This window comes from Pantoea sp. SO10, assembly GCF_005281435.1.
GTDB lineage: Bacteria > Pseudomonadota > Gammaproteobacteria > Enterobacterales > Enterobacteriaceae > Pantoea > Pantoea leporis.
Genome location: NZ_CP040095.1, coordinates 781,118 through 803,270, shown reverse-complemented (window position 1 = coordinate 803,270; position 22,153 = coordinate 781,118). Strand labels below are relative to the sequence as shown.

Annotated in this window: 17 protein-coding genes and 1 pseudogene; 8 read left to right on the top strand and 10 right to left on the bottom strand. The window is 55.6% G+C overall.

The window, feature by feature from the left end; all coding sequences use genetic code 11:
• Nucleotides 1-20 precede the first annotated feature (20 nt).
• On the top strand, nucleotides 21-1,310 hold the full coding sequence (locus tag FCN45_RS03615; protein ID WP_137385170.1) for a cystathionine gamma-synthase family protein: 1,290 nt from the start codon (nucleotides 21-23) through the stop codon (nucleotides 1,308-1,310).
• Here FCN45_RS03615 and cueO read toward each other — a convergent pair.
• Complete coding sequence (gene cueO / locus FCN45_RS03610; RefSeq protein ID WP_101762080.1) at nucleotides 1,303-2,892, bottom strand: multicopper oxidase CueO; 1,590 nt, start codon at nucleotides 2,890-2,892, stop codon at nucleotides 1,303-1,305. The genes FCN45_RS03615 and cueO overlap by 8 nt on opposite strands.
• 177 nt (nucleotides 2,893-3,069) lie before the next feature.
• On the opposite strand from cueO, the gene FCN45_RS03605 reads away from it, so the two are divergent.
• The gene (locus FCN45_RS03605) at nucleotides 3,070-3,417 is read left to right on the top strand and encodes a YacC family pilotin-like protein (protein WP_007888732.1); all 348 of its coding nucleotides are present in this window, start codon (nucleotides 3,070-3,072) and stop codon (nucleotides 3,415-3,417) included.
• 291 nt (nucleotides 3,418-3,708) lie between these two features.
• Here FCN45_RS03605 and FCN45_RS03600 read toward each other — a convergent pair whose 3' ends face one another.
• The 3 genes from FCN45_RS03600 to FCN45_RS03590 are packed head-to-tail and all read right to left on the bottom strand — an operon-like array spanning nucleotide 3,709 to nucleotide 6,721.
• Nucleotides 3,709-4,470 (bottom strand): DeoR/GlpR family DNA-binding transcription regulator, encoded by a 762-nt coding sequence (locus tag FCN45_RS03600; protein ID WP_101762081.1) that lies wholly within the window; start codon nucleotides 4,468-4,470, stop codon nucleotides 3,709-3,711.
• Nucleotides 4,471-4,476: 6 nt separating this feature from the next.
• Nucleotides 4,477-5,457, bottom strand: a complete 981-nt coding sequence (locus FCN45_RS03595) for a D-threonate 4-phosphate dehydrogenase (protein WP_137385169.1) — start codon at nucleotides 5,455-5,457, stop codon at nucleotides 4,477-4,479.
• Complete coding sequence (locus FCN45_RS03590) at nucleotides 5,450-6,721, bottom strand: four-carbon acid sugar kinase family protein (protein ID WP_137385168.1); 1,272 nt, start codon at nucleotides 6,719-6,721, stop codon at nucleotides 5,450-5,452. The genes FCN45_RS03595 and FCN45_RS03590 overlap by 8 nt, the downstream gene beginning before the upstream one ends.
• 182 nt (nucleotides 6,722-6,903) lie before the next feature.
• On the opposite strand from FCN45_RS03590, the gene FCN45_RS03585 reads away from it, so the two are divergent.
• The 4 genes and pseudogenes from FCN45_RS03585 to FCN45_RS03570 all read left to right on the top strand — a co-directional run.
• Nucleotides 6,904-8,052 carry an iron-containing alcohol dehydrogenase gene (locus FCN45_RS03585; RefSeq protein WP_137385167.1) on the top strand — a complete coding sequence of 383 codons (1,149 nt, stop codon included), beginning with the start codon at nucleotides 6,904-6,906 and terminating at the stop codon, nucleotides 8,050-8,052.
• Between the two features lie 17 nt (nucleotides 8,053-8,069).
• Nucleotides 8,070-8,954 (top strand): dihydrodipicolinate synthase family protein, encoded by an 885-nt coding sequence (locus tag FCN45_RS03580; RefSeq protein ID WP_137385166.1) that lies wholly within the window; start codon nucleotides 8,070-8,072, stop codon nucleotides 8,952-8,954.
• An 86-nt stretch (nucleotides 8,955-9,040) separates the two neighbouring features.
• The gene (locus FCN45_RS03575) at nucleotides 9,041-9,994 is read left to right on the top strand and encodes a phosphoglycerate dehydrogenase (protein ID WP_137385165.1); all 954 of its coding nucleotides are present in this window, start codon (nucleotides 9,041-9,043) and stop codon (nucleotides 9,992-9,994) included.
• 43 nt (nucleotides 9,995-10,037) lie between these two features.
• Nucleotides 10,038-11,345, top strand: a pseudogene (locus FCN45_RS03570) (MFS transporter); the annotation flags it as partial.
• A gap of 61 nt (nucleotides 11,346-11,406) precedes the next feature.
• Here FCN45_RS03570 and yacL read toward each other — a convergent pair.
• The 3 genes from yacL to FCN45_RS03555 all read right to left on the bottom strand — a co-directional run bounded on the left by yacL (nucleotide 11,407) and on the right by FCN45_RS03555 (nucleotide 15,033).
• Entirely contained in the window at nucleotides 11,407-11,769 is a 363-nt protein-coding gene (gene yacL / locus FCN45_RS03565) for a protein YacL (protein WP_101762088.1), read from the bottom strand.
• A gap of 170 nt (nucleotides 11,770-11,939) precedes the next feature.
• Nucleotides 11,940-14,537, bottom strand: a complete 2,598-nt coding sequence (gene acnB, locus FCN45_RS03560) for a bifunctional aconitate hydratase 2/2-methylisocitrate dehydratase (protein WP_101762089.1) — start codon at nucleotides 14,535-14,537, stop codon at nucleotides 11,940-11,942.
• A gap of 238 nt (nucleotides 14,538-14,775) precedes the next feature.
• Nucleotides 14,776-15,033: an aldo/keto reductase gene (locus tag FCN45_RS03555; protein ID WP_246862548.1), complete on the bottom strand. Its 258-nt coding sequence runs from the start codon at nucleotides 15,031-15,033 to the stop codon at nucleotides 14,776-14,778.
• A gap of 12 nt (nucleotides 15,034-15,045) precedes the next feature.
• On the opposite strand from FCN45_RS03555, the gene FCN45_RS03550 reads away from it, so the two are divergent.
• Together FCN45_RS03550 and FCN45_RS23870 are read left to right on the top strand one after the other, a co-directional pair.
• Complete coding sequence (locus FCN45_RS03550) at nucleotides 15,046-15,288, top strand: LysR substrate-binding domain-containing protein (RefSeq protein WP_246862547.1); 243 nt, start codon at nucleotides 15,046-15,048, stop codon at nucleotides 15,286-15,288.
• 280 nt (nucleotides 15,289-15,568) lie between these two features.
• Nucleotides 15,569-15,715: a Hok/Gef family protein gene (locus tag FCN45_RS23870; protein ID WP_137385164.1), complete on the top strand. Its 147-nt coding sequence runs from the start codon at nucleotides 15,569-15,571 to the stop codon at nucleotides 15,713-15,715.
• Nucleotides 15,716-15,859: 144 nt separating this feature from the next.
• On the opposite strand, the gene lpdA is transcribed toward FCN45_RS23870, so the two are convergent.
• The 3 genes from lpdA to aceE all read right to left on the bottom strand — a co-directional run bounded on the left by lpdA (nucleotide 15,860) and on the right by aceE (nucleotide 22,034).
• Nucleotides 15,860-17,284, bottom strand: a complete 1,425-nt coding sequence (gene lpdA / locus FCN45_RS03540; protein WP_008108560.1) for a dihydrolipoyl dehydrogenase — start codon at nucleotides 17,282-17,284, stop codon at nucleotides 15,860-15,862.
• 173 nt (nucleotides 17,285-17,457) lie between these two features.
• On the bottom strand, nucleotides 17,458-19,353 hold the full coding sequence (aceF, locus tag FCN45_RS03535; RefSeq protein WP_137385163.1) for a pyruvate dehydrogenase complex dihydrolipoyllysine-residue acetyltransferase: 1,896 nt from the start codon (nucleotides 19,351-19,353) through the stop codon (nucleotides 17,458-17,460).
• A 14-nt stretch (nucleotides 19,354-19,367) separates the two neighbouring features.
• A complete protein-coding gene (aceE, locus tag FCN45_RS03530; protein ID WP_101762093.1) occupies nucleotides 19,368-22,034 on the bottom strand; it encodes a pyruvate dehydrogenase (acetyl-transferring), homodimeric type in 2,667 nt (888 codons plus the stop codon).
• Nucleotides 22,035-22,153: the final 119 nt, after the last annotated feature.

Here is a 22,153-nt window from a genome sequence, read left to right as displayed (position 1 = left end):
CGCCGAGTTCTGGAGTTCCTATGACCGCTTCATCCAGTAAAAAAAACAAAATTGGTACGCGCGATCTGCACCCGGAAACGCAGATGCTGAATTACGGTTACGATCCGCAGTTATCGGAAGGCGCGGTGAAACCGCCGGTGTTTCTTACCTCCACCTTCGTGTTTAACAGCGCCGAAGAGGGGCAGGACTTTTTCGATTTCGTCGCCGGGCGCAAGCAGCCGCCGGAGGGCAAAACTGGCGGGCTGGTCTATTCACGCTTCAACCACCCCAACAGCGAAATCGTAGAAGATCGGCTGGCGGTGTATGAAGGCGCGGAAAGCGCGGCGCTGTTCTCTTCCGGCATGTCGGCGATTGCCACCACGCTGCTGACGTTTGCGCGTCCGGGTGAAGTGATTCTGCATTCCCAGCCGCTGTACGGCGGCACCGAAACGCTGCTGAGCAAAACGCTGCACGATTTGGAGATTAAAGCGGTGGGTTTCAGCGATGGCACCGATGAAGATAAGGTGCATGAAGCGGCGAAGCTGGCGTGGCAGCGCGGACGCGTAGCGCTGATTCTGATTGAAACGCCCGCCAATCCCACCAACAGCCTGGTGGATATCCAGTTGATGCAGCAGGTGGCGGATGTGATTGCGCAGCAGCAAGGTTCACGGCCGATTCTCGCCTGCGATAACACGCTGCTCGGGCCGGTGTTTCAACAGCCGTTGCAGCATGGCGCAGATTTGTCGCTCTATTCACTGACCAAATATGTCGGCGGCCACTCGGACTTGATTGCCGGTGCGGTGCTGGGTAGCAAAGCGTTGATTGGCAAGGTGCGTTCGCTGCGCAGCGCCATCGGCACGCAGCTGGATCCGCACTCCAGCTGGATGATTGGCCGCTCGCTGGAAACGCTGTCGCTGCGTATGGAGAAAGCCACCAGCAATGCCGAAAACGTGGCGGCGTTTTTACGCGATCATCCGCAGGTGGAGAAACTGCATTGGCTGCCGTATCTGGCGGCAGAAAGTCCGGCGGGCAAAACGTATCAGCGCCAATGTAGCGGCGCGGGTTCAACCTTCTCGTTTGATATTCGTGGCGGGCAAGCGGCAGCGTTCCGTTTCCTTAATACGCTGGAACTGTTCAAGCTGGCGGTGAGCCTCGGCGGCACCGAATCGCTTGCCAGCCATCCTGCCAGCACCACCCATTCGGGCGTGCCGCAGGATGTGCGACAGCGTATTGGCATCACCGATGCGACCGTGCGCTTGTCGATTGGTATCGAACATCCTGACGACCTGATCGAGGATATTCGCCTGGCACTGGAGGCTTCGGTTAACTGACGCTAAAACCGAGCATCATGCCGGTATCTTCATGCTCCAGCAGATGGCAATGCGCCATGTACGCATTGTCGGCGTTAGCGACATAGTTGAAGCGCACCAGCACTTCGCTGCGCCAGCCGTTAACGTTGACGATGTCCTTCCAGCCTGCGCGATGCGCCGCAGGCGGCTTGCCGTTTTCTGACAGGATGCGGAACTGCGTGCCGTGAATGTGGAACGGATGCAGCATGTGATCGCCTTCACCGGAAATCGTCCACTTCTCCACTTTGCCCAATTCCACGTTGAACATCGGCTTGGTCATATTAAATGCCTGACCGTTGATCTTGTTGCCATTATGGAAATCATAGGCGGCAGTTTTGCCGTGGCTGCCGTGATCCATCGCCATATCGCCATGATCCATCGGCTTCGCGCTATCACTCATCGCCATGTTGCCATGATCCATTTTCATGCCGCCCATGGCTTTATCGCCGTAACGATCCATCAGCGCCTGCATACCTTGCTGATCAAGCTGCGGATCCATCATCAGCTGCAGCCAGCGGCTTTGCAGGCCTTCGGTGGCGGGAATGGGCGGCAGATCCACCAGCTTGTCCGGCAGCGTACCGCTGGCCATCACGCGCAGCGGCAGAATGTTGACCAGCGGCAGCGGTTGGTCAAACGGTGCCAGCGTCATGCCCATTTGCGTCACCGGCAACGTTACCACGTCGAAGGCTTTGCCATCTGACGTATCCACCAGCACTTCAAAACGCTCGCCCGGCAGCAGCGGCAAGCTATCGACTTTCACCGGCTCGGCCAGCAACCCACCGTCGCTGCCAATTACGTACAGCGGACGTTGATCGCTGGTGGCGATATGCAGCGAACGCGCGTTACAGCCGTTAAGCAAACGCAGACGCAGCCAGCCGCGTGGCACCGCATGCTGCGGATATTGCACGCCGTTGGTGAGCATCATGTCGCCAAACCAGCCGACGGCGGCACGCATGATATCGAGCTGATAATCGATTTGCGTTCCCGCTTTATTCAGCTGCTTATCCTGGAAAATCAGCGGCACATCGTCTTCGCCCCACTGCATCGGCAAACGCAGCTTGCCGGACGCTTCATCTTCCAGCAGCACCAAACCCGCCAGACCTTGCGCCACCTGATAACCGGTTTTGCCGTGGTGATGCGGATGGAACCAGCAGGTCGCTGCGGGTTGATCAGGGGTGAAACTGACCTGACGCGTCGCGCCGGGCGCAATAATCCCTTGCGGGCCGCCATCAACATCGCCGGGGATCTCCAGCCCGTGCCAGTGCAAGGTGGTGGCTTCCGGCAGTTGATTATGGATATTCACCGTGACGGCTTTTTCGCGTTGCAGACGCAGCGCGGGTCCGAGCAATCCACCGTTGTATCCCCAGGTAGGCACCGCTTTGCCATTCCATTGGCTGCTACCGGTCATGGCGGTCAAGGTGTATTGCCCGCGGGCATCAGGCTGCAAAATGGAGGGAATCGGTAATAATGGGCGCGTGGCGGCCATTAGTGAGCGGCTCCACAGCGGCAGCGCACCGGCGGCGCTGAGTGCGGCAGTCAACTTTAGAAAATGACGACGTTGCATATTCTTATCCTTGTCGTGAATAAGGGCACAGCGTAAACCTTTACCCTGCGGGAGGGTCAAGACCTGAAACAGATTGCACTGATAAAAAGGGTGGGAATGGCCCGAAAGGGCAAATTTAGCAGAATAGCGGCAATAACTGTGCTAACGTCAATAAATTGTCCCTTGTTGAGAATGATTATGACGAAAAGCATCAAGATCCTGCTGCTGGCGGGACTCCTTGGCTTCTCCTCCACCAGTTTTGCCCTGAGCGAATCCGAAGCAGAAGATCTGGCCGACCTCACCGCCGTGTTCGTTTATCTCAAGAACGATTGTGGCTATCAGGATTTGCCGGACGCACAGATTCGTAAAGCGCTGGTGTTTTTCGCCCAACAGAACCGTTGGGATTTAAGCAACTACAGCAATTACAACATGAAGTCGCTGGGCGAAGAGAGCTACAAGGATTTGAGCGGTATCGCCATTACCAACGACAAGAAGTGTAAGTCGCTGGCGCGCGATTCGCTGAGTTTGCTGGCTTACGTTAAGTAATCATTGCCCGCTGGTTGGTGCTGGCTGTCCTCCTCGGTTGGTGCTTGCTGCCCCCCTCCTTGGTTGGTGCTCGCTGTCCCCCTCCTCGGTTGGTGCTGGCTGTCCCCCTCCTCGGTTGGTGCTTGCTGTCCCCCTCCTCGGTTGGTGCTTGCTGTCCCCCTCCTCGGTCCTCCCCCACTAGTGGGGGAGGAAGATGCTGCAATATGCAGCTCCGAGGTTGCATGTGGCAGCGTCTCCTTCCCCCGCAGGCGGGGGAAGGCCGGGATGGGGGACAGCCAGCACAATCTCAATCTAAACCGTCAACTCCAATCCAATACCCCGCTCGCGCAGGTCGCGGCACACCGCTTCATCCAGACGTGCATCCGTCACCACATCAGTCAGGCTATCAATCGGCGCGGCGCAATACAGCGACCATGAACCGTATTTACTGCTGTCAGCCAGCAGAACGCGGCGGCGCGCGTTGGCCAGCAGATCCATCTTCAATCCGGCTTTCTCTTCGGTTGGCGTGGTAATCCCGCGTTCGATGCTCCACGAGTTGCAGCTGACAAAGGCAATATCAGGATTGATGCTGCGCAGCAAACGGCGACCGTGTTCGCCAATGCACGACTGGCTGGAATCGTCGATGCGTCCACCAATAATGGTGGTTTCGATTTGCTTAAACTCCGACAGAAACAGCGCGATATGCAGATCGGCGGTGATGACCCGCAGCTTGAGGTGCGTCAGCTGGCGCGCCAGCTCCAGCATGGTGGTGCCGGCATCCAGCACCACCGCATCACCCGACTGCACGTAGCTGGCGGCAAACTGCGCGATGGCCTGCTTCTCGGCGAGATTACGCTGCATCTTCTCCAGCGTGGTCGGCTGATTGGGGATAAAGCGATTCAGCGTAACGCCGCCGTGGCTGCGGCTGATAACGCCTTCTTTATCCAGCTTGATCAGATCGCGGCGGATCGTCGCTGGCGAGGCAGAAATCGCGCTCACCAGTTGTTCAACAGTGACCAAATTATGGCTCTTCAGATAATCCATAATCTGGTCGAGACGGCTTTGTCCCTTCATATTTCCCTATGCAAGCTGCATCGCGAGTTTAATGGAGATCGCCATGCTCGCAGAGTTCGCTTTACCTGTCCAGGCGATATCAAACGCGGTGCCGTGGTCCGCCGAGGTGCGGATAAACGGCAGGCCCGCAGTGATGTTAACACCATCGTAAAAGCCTAGTAATTTCAGCGGGATATGGCCTTGATCGTGGTACATCGCTACCACCATATCGTACTGTCCTTCCTGACACTGCAGGAACACGGTATCGGGCGGACACGGGCCGCTGACATCAATGCCCTGCGCTTTCATGGCGTTAATGGCAGGCGCGACGATGGTGATCTCTTCATCACCAAACAGACCGTTTTCACCGGCATGCGGATTAACGCCTGCCACCGCGATGCGCGGCTGGTCGAAACCGACGCGGCGCAGGAAGCTGTCGGCCATGCCGATCACCGTTTGAATGCGCTCGCCGTTTAAGGTATCGAGGAACTTACGCAGCGCGATATGCGTGGTGACGTGAATCACTTTCAGCTTATCGGTATAGAGCACCATGGCGTAATTTTTGGTGTTGGTCAGTTGCGCCAGCAGTTCGGTGTGGCCGGGATAGATATGCCCCGCTGAGTGCAGCGCCTCTTTATTTAACGGTGCGGTGGCGATCGCCTGCACGTCGCCAGCCAGCGCCAGTTCGGTGGCGCGTTTAACGCAACGCCAGGCCAAATCACCCGCTGCTTTCTGCACCACGCCAGGCTGCAGCGCGGCGGCATCTGCCAGCGGCTCATCAATCACGTTGATCATGCCGGGCGCGAAATGCGCATCCTTGACCTGGTCGAGCACGCGCAGTTCAGCCTGCGGCGTAACATTTAAACCCATCACCCGACGCAGCGTGTTAGCGCAACCGACCACCACGGCAGGCACGCCCGCTAACTCACCTTCTGCCAGCGCTTTAATGATGATCTCCGGGCCGATGCCCGCCGGATCGCCCATGGTAATCGCAATAATTTTACTCACTCGACTTCTCCTCAATAAAACGAATGGCTTCTACCAGGGTGTTTTCATCACCAAAGCCACCTGCTTTGGTCATCACCGGCAGGTGTAATTCACTGTTAAGCAAAACCCCGTGCGGCACGCAGCCCGCCACAAGGCCCTGAATCTGAAAACCGCGGGCACCTGATGCCTGTGCCACGGCAATCGCCACATCGCCGCCAGAGAGATAAAGCCCAGCAGGCTGCACCTCGCGGCACACGCGGCGGGTTAACTGCGCGAGAAACTGGCAGATGCGTTCGCCCAATAGCTGACGAGAAACCTGATGCTGTTGGCACAACTGCGCAATCTCATGACGCTGCCCGGCATGTTGGGTAGTGCGTACCACGCAATGCGCGCCGTCGTGCAGCGCCTGCTGCATCTCTTGCTGCCACCGTTCAGCCTGCGGCCAGGCCGGTTGGGCAAACAGCTGACGGATATCAATGTCGATAATGCGGATGTCACGCTGGCTAGCGAGGCGTGTAATCTGCTGCTGCGCAATGGCGCTCATCGAACCGACCACCGCCAGCACCGGACGCGACTGACGTGCCGCCAGCAACGCGCCGAGCGCATCGCTGAGCCCGGACGCTCCGGCCAACAACGGACGCGTCTCCAGCGTGGCTGCCGCGGCCATCAACAAGGCAATGTCGGCGTCCTGCTCGATATCCACCACCAGCAAACCTTGCTTGCTGGCCAGCACCTGCGCCAGTTGATGGCTGCGCAGCGTGGCGAGATCGAGGGTTTCACCCGGCAATGTGCTCTGCATCTGCAGACACGTCAGCACATGGCCGCTGGTGACCGGCGTTTTGGGATCGCTGGCGAATTCGCTGTCGATCAAACGCTGCTGATGGATCCACACGTCACCCGCACGCGTGGTGCGTCCCAGCTTCGGCACCGCCGGCACCACTAAGGCTAATGTTTTACCGCTGGCTTGCATCGCGGCTTCGATCTCCGCGCCGGGATTGCCGCGCAGCGTGGAATCGATCTTCTTAAATAACCAACCGTCGTTAGCGATGGCCTGATGTTGCTCAATGGCAGCTCGCGTGCGCCGGGCCGCTTCTTGTGCGCTGGTTGCACGGCTATCGGTGCTGATCACCAGCACATCAGCAGCACCAGCGTCGTGTGGCGTGCTGCTCTCAAACAGCACATGCACACGCGCTCCGGCTTGTGCCAGCCCGCTGCCCGCGTCATTAGCGCCGGTAAAGTCATCGGCAATCACTAAGACTGGCGTTTTCCATGGCTGTGAAGTCATGCTTTCTCCTCTTCCGGCCGCTGCCGGGCTGCAATGATTATATTCAATCATGATTGATTATATGTGAGCAAGATCAAATTAATCGAAATCAATTTGCCCTATAAAATTAGGCACTGCAGTGATGAAACTCGCGCCGATTGAGCAAAATCAATCATTCAGCGCAAAAAACGTAAGGGTAAGAGATGAATATCAACAGCACCGTGATCAGTGGCTTTCAGGCGCTTAATGACCTCAGCTATTTACTGCAAGGTAAAGACAAAGCGCTGCTGGTGACCGATAAAAATATTGAAGGCATTCCGGCGGTACAAAAGCTGATCGCCCAGCTCACCCAGCAGATTGCCAGCCTGAGCATCGTCAACACGGTGCCGCCAGAGCCTAGCCAGCACGATGTGGCGGCCATTGTCGCCGCGCTGCCGAGCACCGATGTGGATCTGGTGATTGGCATCGGCGGTGGTAGCGTACTGGATGTCGCTAAGCTGCTGTCGATTCTGTGTGTCGAAGATGCGCCGACGCTGGAGGCGTTACTGGCTGGTGAGAAGCCGCACACGCGCACCACTTCGCTGCTGATTCCGACCACCGCAGGTACTGGCTCGGAAGCCACGCCCAACGCGATTCTGGCGATTCCCGAGAAAGAGACCAAAGTCGGCATTATCACGCCGGTGATGCTGCCAGATTATGTCGCGCTGGTGCCAGAACTCACCACCAGCATGCCACCGCACATCGCCTCTTCCACCGGTATCGATGCGCTGTGCCATTTGATTGAGTGCTTTACCGCGACCGTGGCGAACCTGGTGAGCGATAACTATGCGCTGATCGGCATGAAAAAGCTGTTTGCCAGCCTCGAAACCACTATCGCCGAACCCGACAATCTCGAAGCGCGCCTGAATATGCTGTGGGCATCTTATTACGGTGGTGCATCGATTGCGCATGCCGGTACGCATCTGGTGCACGCCATGTCTTATCCGCTGGGCGGCAAATATCACCTGCCGCACGGTGTCGCCAACGCCATTCTCCTTGCGCCCTGCATGCGCTTTGTACGACCGGCGGCGGTGAGCAAATTCGCTCAGGTTTACGATCTGCTGCCGGATGCCGACATCACGCTGGACGACGAAGCCAAATCCCACGCGCTGGTGACGTATTTTGCCGCACTGGTGAAGCGCCTGAAGCTGCCCGCCAGCCTGGAAGAGCTGGGTATCGGCCCGGATCATCTGCCGTATCTGGTGGAAGCCGCGCTCGACGTGCAGCGCCTGATGAAGAATGTACCGATGAAAGTGGGCGCCGATGACGTACGAAACGTCTACCTGACGCTGTTTCCGGCTTTGAATCACTAAGGATTATCGAGGACAACATGAGTAAGAAAATTCAGGGCGTATTAACCGCCATCGTCACCACCTTCGATCGCGACGGCGCATTCAACCCAGCCGCCCAGCGCGAGCAGGTACAACGCCAGTTAAGCGCCGGCAACGGTATCTTTTGCGGCGGCACCAACGGCGAATTCTTCGTGCTGAACGAACAGGAGAAGCTGGCGGTAACGCAGACCTGCGTTGATGAAGTGAACGGCAGCGCACCGGTGGTGGCGCACATTGGCGAGATCTCCACGCGTGAAACCATTCGCCTTGGGAAACAAGTGGCGAAGCTGGGCGTGGATGCGGTTTCGGTCATCACACCCTATTTCGTGCCGCTAAAGCAGGAAGAGCTGATTGCCCATTATCGCGCGGTGGCTGACGCCATCGACGTGCCGCTGTTCCTTTACAACATTCCGGCGCGCACCGGCAACACGCTGCAACCGGAAACCGCACGCACGCTGGCCGCACACCCAAACATCATCGGTATCAAAGACAGCGCCGGCAGCTATGAGAGCCTGAGCGGCTTTCTGCAAGCGGCTGCAGGCATCAACAGTTTTGATGTGCTGAACGGCCCGGATTCGCTGATCCATCAGGGCTTTGTCGACGGCTGCTCGGCCTGCATTTCTGGCCTTGCTAACGTGGCGCCTAAAGAGATCAACGCGATTTGGGCGCGCTTCCATGCCGGCGATATCGAAGGTTCGCGCCTGGCGCAAGAGAATGTGACCGGTCTGCGCACCGATCTGTATAGCGTCGGCTTCTCTCCCGCCGCAGTGAAAAAAGCAGTGACGCTGCTTGGTTTTGAGGTTGGTGACAGCCGCTACGCGGTGAGTTTCTCAGCCGAAGAAGAGCAGAAGATCCGCCAGATTGTGAATCAGTATTTGCAGTAATTTTCAGGTGAGCAGCCAGCCAGATCGCCATCAATGGCGACCCTGGCATCGGCTGTTATCTGTTTTTTTCAACATCGGGAAGAATTATGAAAGTCATCTGTACCTCACCGTCGTTTGCGAAATATGACGCGACGCCGATAACCACGCTGCAACAGCACGGTTTTGAGCTGATCACGCTGCCCGCCGATGCGCCGCTGAGCGCACTCCAGCCGCATCTGGCGGACACCGTGGCGCTGATCGTGGCTTTTACCGACATCAACGAAGAGCTGCTGGCGTTAGCACCGCAGCTGAAAATCGTCTGTAAGCACGGCGTTGGCGTCGACAACATCAATCTGGATGCTACGCGTGCACGCGGGATTTACGTCACCAACGTGCCGGATGCCAATAAACATGCTGTCGCTGATTTCGCCTTTGCTTTGATCCTTAACAGCGCGCGTCAGATCACCCAAGCCGCCATCGAAACCCGAGCGGGCAGCTGGCCGCGTATTTTTGCCACCGACGTGTACGGTAAAACACTGGGTATCATCGGGCTGGGTAATATTGGCAAGCAGGTCGCGCTGCGCGCCAGAGGTTTCGACATGCGGGTGATCGCGTTTGATTTTTATCCTGATGAGCCGTTTGCTGCTGAACACGGCATCGACTTCGTCACGCTGGATCAGCTGACCGAAACCAGCGATTTCATCACTCTGCACATGCCGCTTACCGATAAAACGCAGAATCTGTTTGATGCCGCGCGCCTGAAACGCATGAAGAAAAATGCCTTCCTGATTAATGCCTCACGCGGCGGCGTGGTGAATGAGCAGGATCTTTATCAGGCGCTGCTGGATAACGTGATCGCCGGAGCAGCGGCTGACGTGTTTGTGCAGGAACCGCTGACCGAGCATCCGCTGTTCACGCTCAGCAACTTCATTCCCACTTCGCATATCGCCGGTTACACCGATGGTGCGATCAGCGCGATTGGTGAACGCTGCGTGACGCAAATTGTGCAGTGCATCCAACAGGGCAAACGCCCAATCAACGTGATGAACGGGCTGGAATAACACGCCGCCTTTCTCTGTAAACTTTTTCGAGTGGATAATTACTATGATTAACTCTGCGCGCTCGAGTCGTATCCGTTGGTGGATTGCTGGCCTGATGTGGCTGGCCATCGCCATTAACTACATTGACCGCACCGTTCTCTCGGCAGCGGCTCCGCATCTGATCAAAGAACTCGATATCAATCCTGAAATGATGGGCTTCATCATGGCGGCGTTCTTCTGGTCTTATGCGCTGTTGCAGATCCCAGCGGGCTGGTTTGCCGATCGCTTCGGCCAGAAAAAAGGGCTTGGTATCGCCGTCGGCTGGTGGTCGATCGCCACCATGGCGATGGGACTGGCGACCGGCTTTAAATCGCTGCTGGCGCTGCGTTTAGCGCTCGGCGTCGGTGAAGCCGCCGCCTATCCCAGCAACGCGGGCATTACCGCGCGCTGGTTCCCGGATCGCGAACGCGCCACGGTTTCTGGCCTGTTCGACAGTGCCTCCAAATTTGGTGGTGCGGTGGCCATGCCGCTGATCGTCTTTATGATCGCCCTGTTCGACTGGCGTCTGACCTTCCTCGCTATAGGTGCGCTGGGCTTGTTCTGGGTGATTGCCTGGTACTTTATCTACGCTGAAAATCCGGAAGATCATAAGTCGATAAGCCAGCAAGAAGTGCGCTTCATCCGTAATGGCCAGACGCAAAAGCACGGTGACAAAAGCGTGCGGCCGATGAAGTGGTACAAGCTGCTGCGCTACCGCAATATCTGGGCAATGTGCATCGGCTTCTTCACCATCAACTACACCTCCTATTTCTTTATTACCTGGTTGCCGACCTATCTGGTGAAAGATAAAGGCATGGATTTCCTCAAAATGGGGATGGTGGCTGCGCTGCCGCTGATCTGTGGCATGGTGATTGAAGTGCTGGCGGGTTGGGCATCGGATCGCATGGTGCATAACAAAGTGCTGTCGCTGACCGCTACACGCAAACTGTTTCTCACCATCGGCCTGCTGATGGCGCTGTGTATCGGACTTGCCCCGTTTACCGATTCGGTGTTTATGACCGTGCTGCTGCTGTGTATCGCCAAATCCGGTACCACCGTGGCGGCATCACAAGTGTGGGCCTTGCCGGGCGATGTGGCACCGCAAAACAGCGTGTCGATTGTGGCGGGGCTGCAGAATACTGTTTCAAACATGGGCGGCGCGGTGGGTCCAATCATAACCGGCGCGATTGTTGGCGCAACCGGTCACTTTACCTGGGCGCTGGTGTTCTCGGCGGTGTTGGTGGTAATTGGTATTCTTAACTATCTGTTCCTGATGGGTAAAGTTGAACCTATCGTCGATGAGGAACAGGTGACGAATGCGCATTCCGTGGCAAGTGGCGCGGCGCGGCGCGGTAATCGTCTGGGTCGCCATCAATGGCGACCTTACTGTTTAGCTATTTACCGGCAATAAACAGCCGATAAGCGGCAATCACTGCGAGAAAATCGTCGACGCCACAGAAAGAGAGGCTCTCTTCGTCGTAATAAGTCATGCCCTCTTCCATGCCGTCATCTTCCAGCGCCAGCTGGTTGGCACGAATCATCACCTCTTCATCATCCAGCCACAGCGTGTATTCATGCCCGACACGCTGCCACTGATTGATGGTGCCTTTCACCTGTTGGGCGGCGGCCTCAACCTCATCCAGCAACGGCAGATTGTCTTTGACCTCTTCGTTGAACCAGTGCCCCACCGCTTCGTGGTCCATCGACATACGCACTTTGACCTGACCGGTCAAATCACGCAGAAATTCATATTCCATGATTGCCTCATACTGATGACGCGCTGTGCAGCACAGTGTTAGTGCATTTTGTGCGCAGCACGCTGAATAAAGTGGGATCGCGCTCGCATTATGCCTGGAGATGTCAGCGGAAAAAAGGGCATAAAAAAAGGGACGATTTTCATCGTCCCCTTGTTCATCCCGATAACCGATTAAACGGCAGTCTGGAAGATCACTGTGTCGGCTTTGTCAGTGTATTGTCCCAGCTGATCAAAGTTGAGGTAGCGATACGTGTCAGCCGCGGTCTTATCAACCTGCAGCATGAACTGCTGATACTCGTCCGGCGTTGGCAGCTTGCCAAGCAGCGAAGCGACCGCCGCCAGCTCTGCTGACGCCAGGAAGACGTTCGCGCCGGTACCCAGACGGTTCGGGAAGTTACGGGTTGAGGTGGAAACCACCGTCGCGCCGTCAGCCACACGCGCCTGGTTACCCATGCACAGTGAACAGCCCGGAATCTCGATACGCGCACCGCTCTTACCAAAGACGCTGTAATAGCCCTCTTCGGTCAGCTGTGCGGCGTCCATTTTGGTTGGCGGCGCAACCCACAGACGGGTTGGCAGCTGGCCTTTATGGGCATCCAGCAGCTTACCGGCCGCGCGGAAGTGACCGATGTTGGTCATGCACGAACCGATGAACACTTCGTCAATCTTCTCGCCCTGCACGTCAGACAACCAACGCGCGTCGTCTGGATCGTTCGGTGCGCACAGAATTGGCTCTTTGATCTCGGCCAGATCGATATCGATCACCGCCGCGTACTCAGCATCCGCATCGCCTTCCAGCAGTTGCGGATCGGCCAGCCATTTCTGCATGCCTTCAATGCGGCGCTCCAGCGTACGACGATCGCCGTAGCCTTCCGAGATCATCCACTTCAGCAGCACGATGTTCGAGTTGAGATACTCGATGATCGGCTCTTTATCCAGCTTGATGGTACAGCCGGCAGCAGAACGCTCAGCCGAGGCATCGGTCAGCTCAAATGCCTGCTCAACTTTCAGTTTCGGTAGACCTTCGATTTCCAGCACGCGGCCAGAGAAGATGTTTTTCTTCCCTTTCTTCTCAACGGTCAGCAGGCCAGCTTTGATCGCATACAGCGGAATGGCGTGTACCAGATCGCGCAGGGTGATACCCGGCTGCATTTCGCCTTTGAAGCGCACCAGCACCGATTCCGGCATATCCAGCGGCATCACGCCCGTCGCAGCAGCAAACGCCACCAGACCAGAACCTGCCGGGAAGGAAATACCGATTGGGAAACGGGTGTGTGAGTCACCGCCGGTACCAACGGTATCTGGCAGCAGCATACGGTTCAGCCAGCTGTGGATAACGCCATCGCCCGGACGCAGCGACACGCCGCCACGGTTCATGATGAAGTCTGGCAGCGTATGGTGCGTGGTCACGTCGACCGGCTTCGGATAGGCGGCGGTGTGGCAGAATGACTGCATCACCAGGTCAGCGGAGAAGCCGAGGCACGCCAGGTCTTTCAGTTCATCACGGGTCATTGGACCGGTGGTGTCCTGAGAACCCACTGAGGTCATTTTTGGTTCGCAGTATGAGCCCGGACGGACACCCTCTACGCCGCACGCACGGCCGACCATTTTCTGCGCCAGCGAGTAACCGCGGGTGCTAACAGCCACATCTTTGGCTTGTACGAACACATCGCTATGCGGCAGACCCAGCGATTCGCGCGCTTTGGTGGTCAGGCCGCGACCGATGATCAGCGGAATACGACCGCCAGCACGGACTTCGTCCAGCAGCACGTCGGTTTTCAGCTCAAAGGTCGCCAACAATTCGTCGGTTTCGTGATTGCGCACTTCGCCTTTGTACGGGTAAACGTCAATGACATCGCCCATGTTCAGACGATCAACGTCGAGCTCGATCGGCAAGGCGCCCGCATCTTCCATGGTGTTGAAGAAGATTGGAGCAATTTTACCGCCGAGGCACAGACCGCCGCCCTTTTTGTTTGGCACGTAAGGGATATCATCGCCCATAAACCACAGCACCGAGTTGGTGGCGGATTTACGTGAAGAACCGGTACCGACCACGTCACCGACGTAGGTTAGCGGGAAGCCTTTAGTCTGCAGTGCTTCGATCTGTTTGATCGGGCCAATGTTACCCGCATCGTCGGGTTCGATGCCTTCACGGGCGTTCTTCAGCATTGCCAGCGCGTGCAGTGGAATATCCGGACGTGACCATGCATCCGGCGCCGGAGAGAGGTCGTCGGTGTTGGTTTCGCCGGTCACTTTGAACACGGTGGTGGTGATTTTTTCAGCCAGTTTTGGACGCTTCAGGAACCATTCGGCATCGGCCCATGACTGGATAATTTTTTTCGCGTGTGGGTTACCCGCTTTGGCTTTCTCTTCGACATCGTAGAAGTTATCGAACATCAGCAGCGTGTGAGACAGGGCTTCGGCAGCAATTGGTGCTAAGGCTTCATCTTCTAACGCTTCAATCAGCGCATGGATGTTATAACCGCCCTGCATGGTGCCCAGCAGCTCAACGGCTTTTTCGCGAGTAACCAGAGGAGAGTGGGCTTCGCCCTTAGTGACAGCTGCCAGGAAACCGGCTTTTACGTACGCCGCTTCATCAACACCTGGTGGGACACGGTTGACCAACAGGTCGGTCAGGAATTCTTCTTCACCCGCTGGCGGGTTTTTCAGCAGTTCAACCAGCGCGGCCATTTGGGAAGCATCTAACGGCTTAGGTACGATTCCCTGGGCAGCACGCTCGGCAACGTGCTTACGGTATTCTTCTAGCACGACGTTCTCCTCGCTCTCATTGTATAGCTTTCCGGTGCACCCCTTGATGCTGTCGAACAGTAGGGTGAGGTGCCCGGTTCCGCGTGGGGCAGCATAGCAGCATTTCGCCTGATTGTTAATCTGTTTACAAAAAAGCAACATTCGTGCGTTTTTTAGCAGCTTCATCTGCAAATTGAGCGGGATCACATAAAAAAGTAGGCTATGAAAGCCTGCTTGTTCTTATGTACGGAGAAGAGTGTTAACGATCAACCAGCACGAATTCGCTGTCGTTATAGCGTTCGCCCAGAATATTTTTCTCGCTAAACCACTCGTCCAGCGTGGCGACATCCGCATGACGTAATGCTAAATCGGCGGCGGCGCAGTTCTGTTCCAGATGGGCGATTTTGCTGGCACCGGGAATCGGCACAATAAACTCGCCTTTTGCCAGCACCCACGCTAACGCTAGCTGAGCGGCTGTTGCATCATAACCTCTAGCCATCTCGTTAAGTTGATTCACTAACTTCTGGTTATGAGCCTGCGCATCCTGCAGGGTAGTAATGAGCGGATATTACAGGCAGCCCGTGCGGGCGTAGGCATTGCCTTTCTGCATGAGGCTACGGTGCGGGAAGATTTAATTCGCGTTGAGTTAGTGGAAATACTGGCGGACTTCACTCAGGTAGAAGAAGGATTCTGGCTCTACTATCCGAGCCGGAAATATCTACCCGTGCCACCAAGTCATTTTATTGATCGGCTTAAAGAAATTAACTTTTAATTAAAAACATCCATTATGCGATCTATTTAAATGATTAGATAATATAAAAATCCATTAATTATAAATAATTTAAAATATTAGATGAAATAAAAGAAGTTTGGCGTAGACTGCCTGCGGGCGCTTGAGGCAACTTGCTTCAAGCTGAAAAGATTGGGGTGGGTTGTGGAGCGTAAAACCGTGCAGTTAACTTTCATTAACCGCACGGGCAAGCAACATACCCTAACACCTGAGAAATGTCAGGGTAGTCGCTTGCTCGTGCTAAATCAAGAGGAACGTGACTATGAAGTCTATATTCAGCAAGCTGATTATCAGCGGGCTCATTCTATTAGGATTGTGTCTGGTTAATCGCAGTTCACTCTGTGAATTACGATTACGGATATTCACTGCTGAATTATCGGCTGTTATGGCTTACGAAGCACAACAGTAAAACTTCACTAGCGGGAGTTCGCTCCCGCTATTCCGGCATTGCGCATGTGTTAGCTCTCGCGCCTTTTTTATCTCTTTATTTAAATAGAACCACTAATAAAAAACGGCTCCTTAAAGGAGCCGTTGATTTATTCAAAGCGCAAACTTATTTCTTTTTCGCTTTTGGGTTCGGCAGGTCCGTGATGCTACCTTCGAACACTTCGGCAGCTAGGCCGACAGACTCATGCAGCGTTGGGTGCGCGTGAATGGTCAGAGCGATATCTTCGGCATCACAGCCCATTTCAATCGCCAGACCGATTTCACCCAGCAGCTCGCCGCCGTTGGTGCCGACAATCGCACCACCGATAACACGGTGAGTCTCTTTGTCGAAGATCAGTTTAGTCATGCCGTCTGCACAATCAGACGCGATAGCACGGCCTGAAGCGGCCCACGGGAAGGTGGACACTTCGTAGCTGATGCCTTTCTCTTTGGCTTCTTTCTCGGTCAGACCAACCCAGGCAACTTCTGGCTCGGTGTAAGCAATGGATGGGATCACTTTCGGGTCGAAGTAGTGCTTCAGACCCGAGATCACTTCCGCCGCTACGTGGCCTTCGTGCACACCTTTGTGCGCCAGCATTGGCTGACCCACGATGTCACCGATAGCGTAGATGTGCGGTACGTTGGTGCGCATCTGCTTGTCGACGCGGATAAAGCCGCGATCGTCCACTTCCACGCCTGCTTTACCCGCATCAAGGCCTTTACCGTTCGGTACGCGACCAATCGCCACCAGCACCGCATCATAACGCTGTGCGTCAGCTGGCGCTTTTTTGCCTTCCATCGATACGTAGATACCGTCGTCTTTCGCTTCAACAGCGGTCACTTTGGTTTCCAGCATCAGGTTGAATTTCTTGCTGATACGCTTGGTAAAGACTTTCACTACGTCTTTATCGGCAGCCGGGATCACCTGGTCGAACATCTCAACCACGTCGATCTCTGAACCCAGCGCTTTATAAACGGTGGCCATTTCCAGACCGATGATGCCGCCGCCCATAACCAGCAGACGCTTCGGCACTTCTTTCAGTTCCAGCGCATCGGTTGAGTCCCACACGCGCGGATCATTGTGCGGAATGAATGGCAGTTCGATTGGACGAGAACCGGCCGCGATGATCGCGTTATCGAAGTTAATGGTGGTTGCGCCACCTTCACCTTCGACCACCAGCGTGTTAGCACCGGTGAATTTGCCGAGGCCAGTCACCACTTTCACTTTACGACCTTTCGCCATACCCGCGAGGCCGCCAGTGAGCTGGTTGATCACCTTCTCTTTCCACGAACGAATTTTGTCGATGTCAGTTTGCGGCTGGCCAAACACGATACCGTGCTCTTCCAGGGCTTTTGCTTCGTCGATCACTTTGGCGACGTGCAGCAGCGCTTTTGACGGGATACAGCCTACGTTCAGACAAACACCGCCGAGGGTGCTGTAACGCTCAACGATTACGGTTTCCAGACCTAAATCAGCGCAACGGAAGGCTGCAGAGTAACCTGCAGGACCTGCCCCAAGTACCACGACTTGAGTTTTAATCTCTGTACTCATCATGACCTCTTGTTTGATTACCGGCAGTCAGGAAAAAGCTTTTCCCAAGCTCTAATGCCCTATATCCGCCGGGACATTTCACCGCGAGAGTTTACAGAATTGTTAACAAACTGCCAACCGCGGCAACATTGAATGCTTACAACAAGGCCGGCTTTCGCCGGCCTTGATTAACTTCACATCACCAGACGGCGAATGTCGGACAGTGTGTTGTTGATGATGGTGATAAAGCGCGCACCATCAGCACCGTCGATCACGCGGTGGTCGAAGGAGAGTGAGATCGGCATCATCAGACGCGGCTCAAACTCTTTACCGTTCCACACCGGTTCCATCGCTGACTTGGAAACACCGAGGATAGCCACTTCCGGCGCGTTGACGATTGGCGCGAAGTGCGTGGTGCCCAGGCCGCCAAGGCTGGAGATGGTGAAGCAACCGCCCTGCATGTCGCCGGCGGTCAGCTTGCCATCACGCGCTTTCTTCGAAATCGCCATCAGCTCGCGGGACAGTTCAGTGATGCCTTTCTTGTTCACATCTTTGAACACTGGAACCACCAGACCGTTTGGCGTATCCACCGCCACACCGATGTTGATGTATTTCTTCAGCGTCAGTTTCTGTGCATCTTCAGACAGTGAACTGTTGAAGCGTGGCATCTGCTCAAGAGCAGCGGCAACGGCTTTCATGATGAACACCACTGGCGTGAATTTCACATCCAGTTTGCGTTTCTCTGCTTCGGCATTCTGCTGTTTGCGGAACGCTTCCAGATCGGTGATATCGGTTTTGTCGAAGTGTGTAACGTGCGGGATCACCACCCAGTTACGGCTCAGGTTGGCACCGGAGATTTTCTGGATACGGCCCAGTTCAACTTCTTCGATTTCGCCGAACTTGCTGAAGTCCACTTTCGGCCAAGGCAACAGACCTGGCAGGCTTCCGCCGCTGGCTGCTGCAGCCGGAGCCGCTTCAGCGCGTTTCACCGCGTCTTTGACGTAAGTCTGCACGTCTTCTTTCAGGATGCGACCTTTACGGCCGGTGCCTTTGACTTTCGCCAGGTTAACACCGAACTCGCGCGCCAGACGACGAATCACCGGCGTCGCGTGTACGTAAGCATCGTTCTCAGCGAACTCGCCTTTCGCATCCGCTTTCGCTGCTGCTGGGGCCGCTGCCGGTTTCGCGGCTTCTGCCGCTGGAGCCGCTTCCTGCTTAGCCGCAGGCGCCGCAGCCGGTGCCGCGCCTTCCACTTCGAACACCATGATCAGTTTACCGGTGCTGACTTTATCGCCAGTCGACACTTTCAACTCTTTCACGGTACCGGCGAACGGTGCAGGCACTTCCATTGAGGCTTTGTCGCCTTCAACCACGATCAGGGATTGCTCAGCAGCGACTTTGTCGCCCACTTTCACCAGGATCTCGGTGACTTCAACTTCGTCGCCACCAATGTCTGGGACGTTGACGTCTTTAGCGCCAGAAGCCGCAGGTGCTGCTGCTGGAGCCGCTTCCTGTTTAGCTGCTGGAGCAGCCGCCGGCGCTGCGCCTTCTGCTTCGAACACCATGATCAGTGAACCGGTGTTCACTTTGTCGCCGGTGGAGATTTTGATCTCTTTCACCACGCCCGCGAACGGTGCCGGGACTTCCATTGAGGCTTTGTCGCCTTCAACGGTGATCAACGACTGCTCAGCCGTTACGGTGTCGCCCACTTTCACCAGGATCTCAGTGACTTCAACTTCGTCGCCGCCGATGTCCGGTACGTTGACTTCTTTGCTGACCGCAGCAGCGGCAGCAGCTGGAGCAGGAGCGGCTTCCGCTTTCTTCTCTTCTGCTGGCGCTGGCGCCGCTTCTGCGGCACCTTCTGCGTCAAAAATCATAATCAGCGAGCCGGTTTCTACTTTGTCGCCGGTCGAGATTTTGATCTCTTTAACCACGCCCGCCTGCGGCGAAGGCACTTCCATGGAGGCTTTATCGCCTTCCACGGTGATCAGCGACTGTTCAGCTTCAACTTTGTCGCCCACCTTTACCAGGATTTCGGTGACTTCAACTTCGTCTGCCCCGATGTCCGGTACGTTAATTTCGATAGCCATTACTCTCTTACCTCTTATGCCAGACGCGGGTTAACTTTATCGGCGTCGATATTGAATTTGGTGATGGCTTCTGCCACCACTTTCTTATCGATTTCACCGCGTTTAGCCAGCTCACCCAGCGCAGCCACAACCACATACGATGCATCCACTTCGAAGTGGTGACGCAGGTTTTCACGGCTGTCAGAACGACCGAAGCCATCGGTACCCAACACGCGATAATCGCTGGAAGGCACGTAGCTGCGAACTTGTTCTGCGAACAGCTTCATGTAGTCGGTCGATGCGACGGCCGGTGCTTCGTTCATCACTTGCGCGATGTAAGGTACGCGTGGCTCATCGGTTGGGTGCAGCATGTTCCAGCGCTCACAATCCTGACCATCACGCGCCAGCTCGGTGAACGAGGTTACGCTGTAGACGTCAGAAGCGATGCCGTAATCTTTCGCCAGGATCTGCGCGGCTTCACGCACGTGACGCAGAATTGAACCTGAACCCAGCAGCTGCACTTTGCCTTTGCTACCTTCTACGGTTTCCAGCTTGTAGATACCCTTACGGATACCCTCTTCCGCACCCTGCGGCATCGCAGGCATGTGGTAGTTTTCGTTCAGCGTGGTGATGTAGTAGTAGATGTTTTCCTGCGCTTCGCCGTACATACGCACCAGGCCATCTTGCATGATAACCGCGATTTCGTACGCGTAAGACGGATCGTAAGAGATACAGTTCGGGATAGTCAGCGACTGAATGTGGCTGTGACCATCTTCGTGCTGCAAGCCTTCGCCGTTCAGCGTAGTACGACCTGAAGTACCGCCCACCAGGAAGCCGCGTGCCTGCATATCGCCGGCCAGCCACATCAGATCGCCGATGCGCTGGAAGCCGAACATCGAGTAATAGATGTAGAACGGAATCATCGGCAGGTTGTTGGTGCTGTAAGAGGTCGCCGCCGCCAGCCAGGATGAACCCGCGCCCAGCTCGTTGATCCCTTCCTGCAGAATCTGACCTTTCTCGTCTTCTTTATAGTACGCAACCTGCTCGCGGTCCTGCGGGGTGTACTGCTGACCGTTCGGGCTGTAGATACCAATCTGACGGAACAGACCTTCCATACCGAAGGTACGGGCTTCGTCGGCAAGGATTGGAACCAGACGATCTTTGATCGACTTGTTCTTCAGCATCACGTTCAATGCACGCACAAAGGCGATGGTGGTGGAGATCTCTTTATTCTGCTCTTCCAGCAGTGGACGGAACTCTTCCAGCGTTGGCATTTCCAGCTTCTCGCTGAACTCAGCCTGACGCGTTGGCAGGTAGCCGCCCAACTTCTCACGCTGACCGTGCAGATAGTTGTACTCTTCAGAGCCTTTTTCGAAGGTGACGTATGGCAGCTCTTCGATTTTGTCATCGGCCACCGGCACATTGAAGCGATCGCGGATGTAGCGAACGCCATCCATGTTCATCTTCTTAACCTGGTGGGCGATGTTTTTACCTTCAGCAGTGTCACCCATGCCATAACCTTTGATGGTATGGGCCAGAATCAGCGTTGGCTGACCTTTGGTTTCCTGCGCTTTTTTCAGTGCAGCGTAGACTTTCTTCGGATCGTGGCCGCCGCGGTTCAGCGCGAAGATCTCTTCGTCTGACCAGTCTTTCACCAGAGCTGCGGTTTCCGGATATTTACCGAAGAAGTGCTCACGCACGTATGCGCCGTTACGGGATTTGAAGGTCTGGTAATCGCCATCAACGGTTTCGTTCATCAGCTGAATCAGCTTGCCGCTGGTGTCCTGACGCAGCAGTTCATCCCAACGACCGCCCCAAATCACTTTGATCACGTTCCAGCCAGCGCCGGCAAAAATGCCTTCCAGCTCGTTGATGATCTTACCGTTACCGGTGACCGGGCCGTCCAGACGCTGCAGGTTACAGTTGATGATGAACACCAGGTTGTCCAGCTTCTCGCGGGTGGCGATGGTGATCGCACCTTTGGATTCCGGCTCATCCATCTCGCCATCACCGAGGAAGGCGTAAACGGTTTGTGCTGAGGTGTCTTTAAGACCGCGGTGTTCCAGATACTTCAGGAATTTCGCCTGATAGATCGCGTTCAACGGACCCAGGCCCATTGATACGGTAGGGAACTGCCAGAAGTCCGGCATCAGTTTCGGGTGCGGGTAAGAAGAGAGACCTTTGCCCTGCACTTCCTGACGGAAGTTGTTCATTTGGTCTTCGCTCAAGCGGCCTTCAAGGAAGGCGCGGGCGTAGATACCTGGAGAAATGTGACCCTGGAAGAAAACCAGATCGCCGCCGTCTTTGTCGCTACGCGCGCGGAAGAAGTGGTTAAAGCACACTTCATAAATGGTCGCGGAAGACTGGAAGGAGGACATATGGCCACCCAACTCCAGATCTTTCTTCGACGCACGCAGCACCGACATGATGGCGTTCCAACGAATTGCGGAACGGATACGACGTTCAAGAGAGGTGTTGCCCGGATAGTCCGGCTCATCTTCAACAGCAATAGAGTTAATGTAGTTGCTGATTGCAGAGGAACCTGCGGCAACTTTCACGCCACCTTTGCGTGCTGCACTCATTACCTGATCAATCAGATACTGCGCGCGCTCAACACCTTCTTCACGGATGACCGATTCGATCGCTTGTAGCCAATCACGAGTTTCGATCGGATCCACGTCATTCTGTAAACGTTCTGACATGGGGTGTATTCCTTATCTGTGTCTAATACGTTGAAATTATCAGGAGCCTGTCTTCTTGTGCTTTGCTTCTGGTTCACAGCACAAGAAGACAGGCCCGTCGTGTTTTCCGCACGTTCGTT

What these genes read in the sequence shown, in the direction of transcription:
- cueO (WP_101762080.1), bottom strand. Translation starts at nt 2,892, where the DNA reads ATGCAACGTCGTCATTTTCTAAAGTTGACTGCCGCACTCAGCGCCGCC.
- FCN45_RS03615 (WP_137385170.1), top strand. Translation starts at nt 21, where the DNA reads ATGACCGCTTCATCCAGTAAAAAAAACAAAATTGGTACGCGCGATCTG.
- FCN45_RS03600 (WP_101762081.1), bottom strand. Translation starts at nt 4,470, where the DNA reads ATGAAGGGACAAAGCCGTCTCGACCAGATTATGGATTATCTGAAGAGC.
- lpdA (WP_008108560.1), bottom strand. Translation starts at nt 17,284, where the DNA reads ATGAGTACAGAGATTAAAACTCAAGTCGTGGTACTTGGGGCAGGTCCT.
- FCN45_RS03550 (WP_246862547.1), top strand. Translation starts at nt 15,046, where the DNA reads ATGAGCCTGCGCATCCTGCAGGGTAGTAATGAGCGGATATTACAGGCA.
- FCN45_RS03580 (WP_137385166.1), top strand. Translation starts at nt 8,070, where the DNA reads ATGAGTAAGAAAATTCAGGGCGTATTAACCGCCATCGTCACCACCTTC.
- FCN45_RS03585 (WP_137385167.1), top strand. Translation starts at nt 6,904, where the DNA reads ATGAATATCAACAGCACCGTGATCAGTGGCTTTCAGGCGCTTAATGAC.
- FCN45_RS03575 (WP_137385165.1), top strand. Translation starts at nt 9,041, where the DNA reads ATGAAAGTCATCTGTACCTCACCGTCGTTTGCGAAATATGACGCGACG.
- aceF (WP_137385163.1), bottom strand. Translation starts at nt 19,353, where the DNA reads ATGGCTATCGAAATTAACGTACCGGACATCGGGGCAGACGAAGTTGAA.
- yacL (WP_101762088.1), bottom strand. Translation starts at nt 11,769, where the DNA reads ATGGAATATGAATTTCTGCGTGATTTGACCGGTCAGGTCAAAGTGCGT.
- FCN45_RS03605 (WP_007888732.1), top strand. Translation starts at nt 3,070, where the DNA reads ATGACGAAAAGCATCAAGATCCTGCTGCTGGCGGGACTCCTTGGCTTC.
- aceE (WP_101762093.1), bottom strand. Translation starts at nt 22,034, where the DNA reads ATGTCAGAACGTTTACAGAATGACGTGGATCCGATCGAAACTCGTGAT.
- FCN45_RS23870 (WP_137385164.1), top strand. Translation starts at nt 15,569, where the DNA reads ATGAAGTCTATATTCAGCAAGCTGATTATCAGCGGGCTCATTCTATTA.
- FCN45_RS03590 (WP_137385168.1), bottom strand. Translation starts at nt 6,721, where the DNA reads ATGACTTCACAGCCATGGAAAACGCCAGTCTTAGTGATTGCCGATGAC.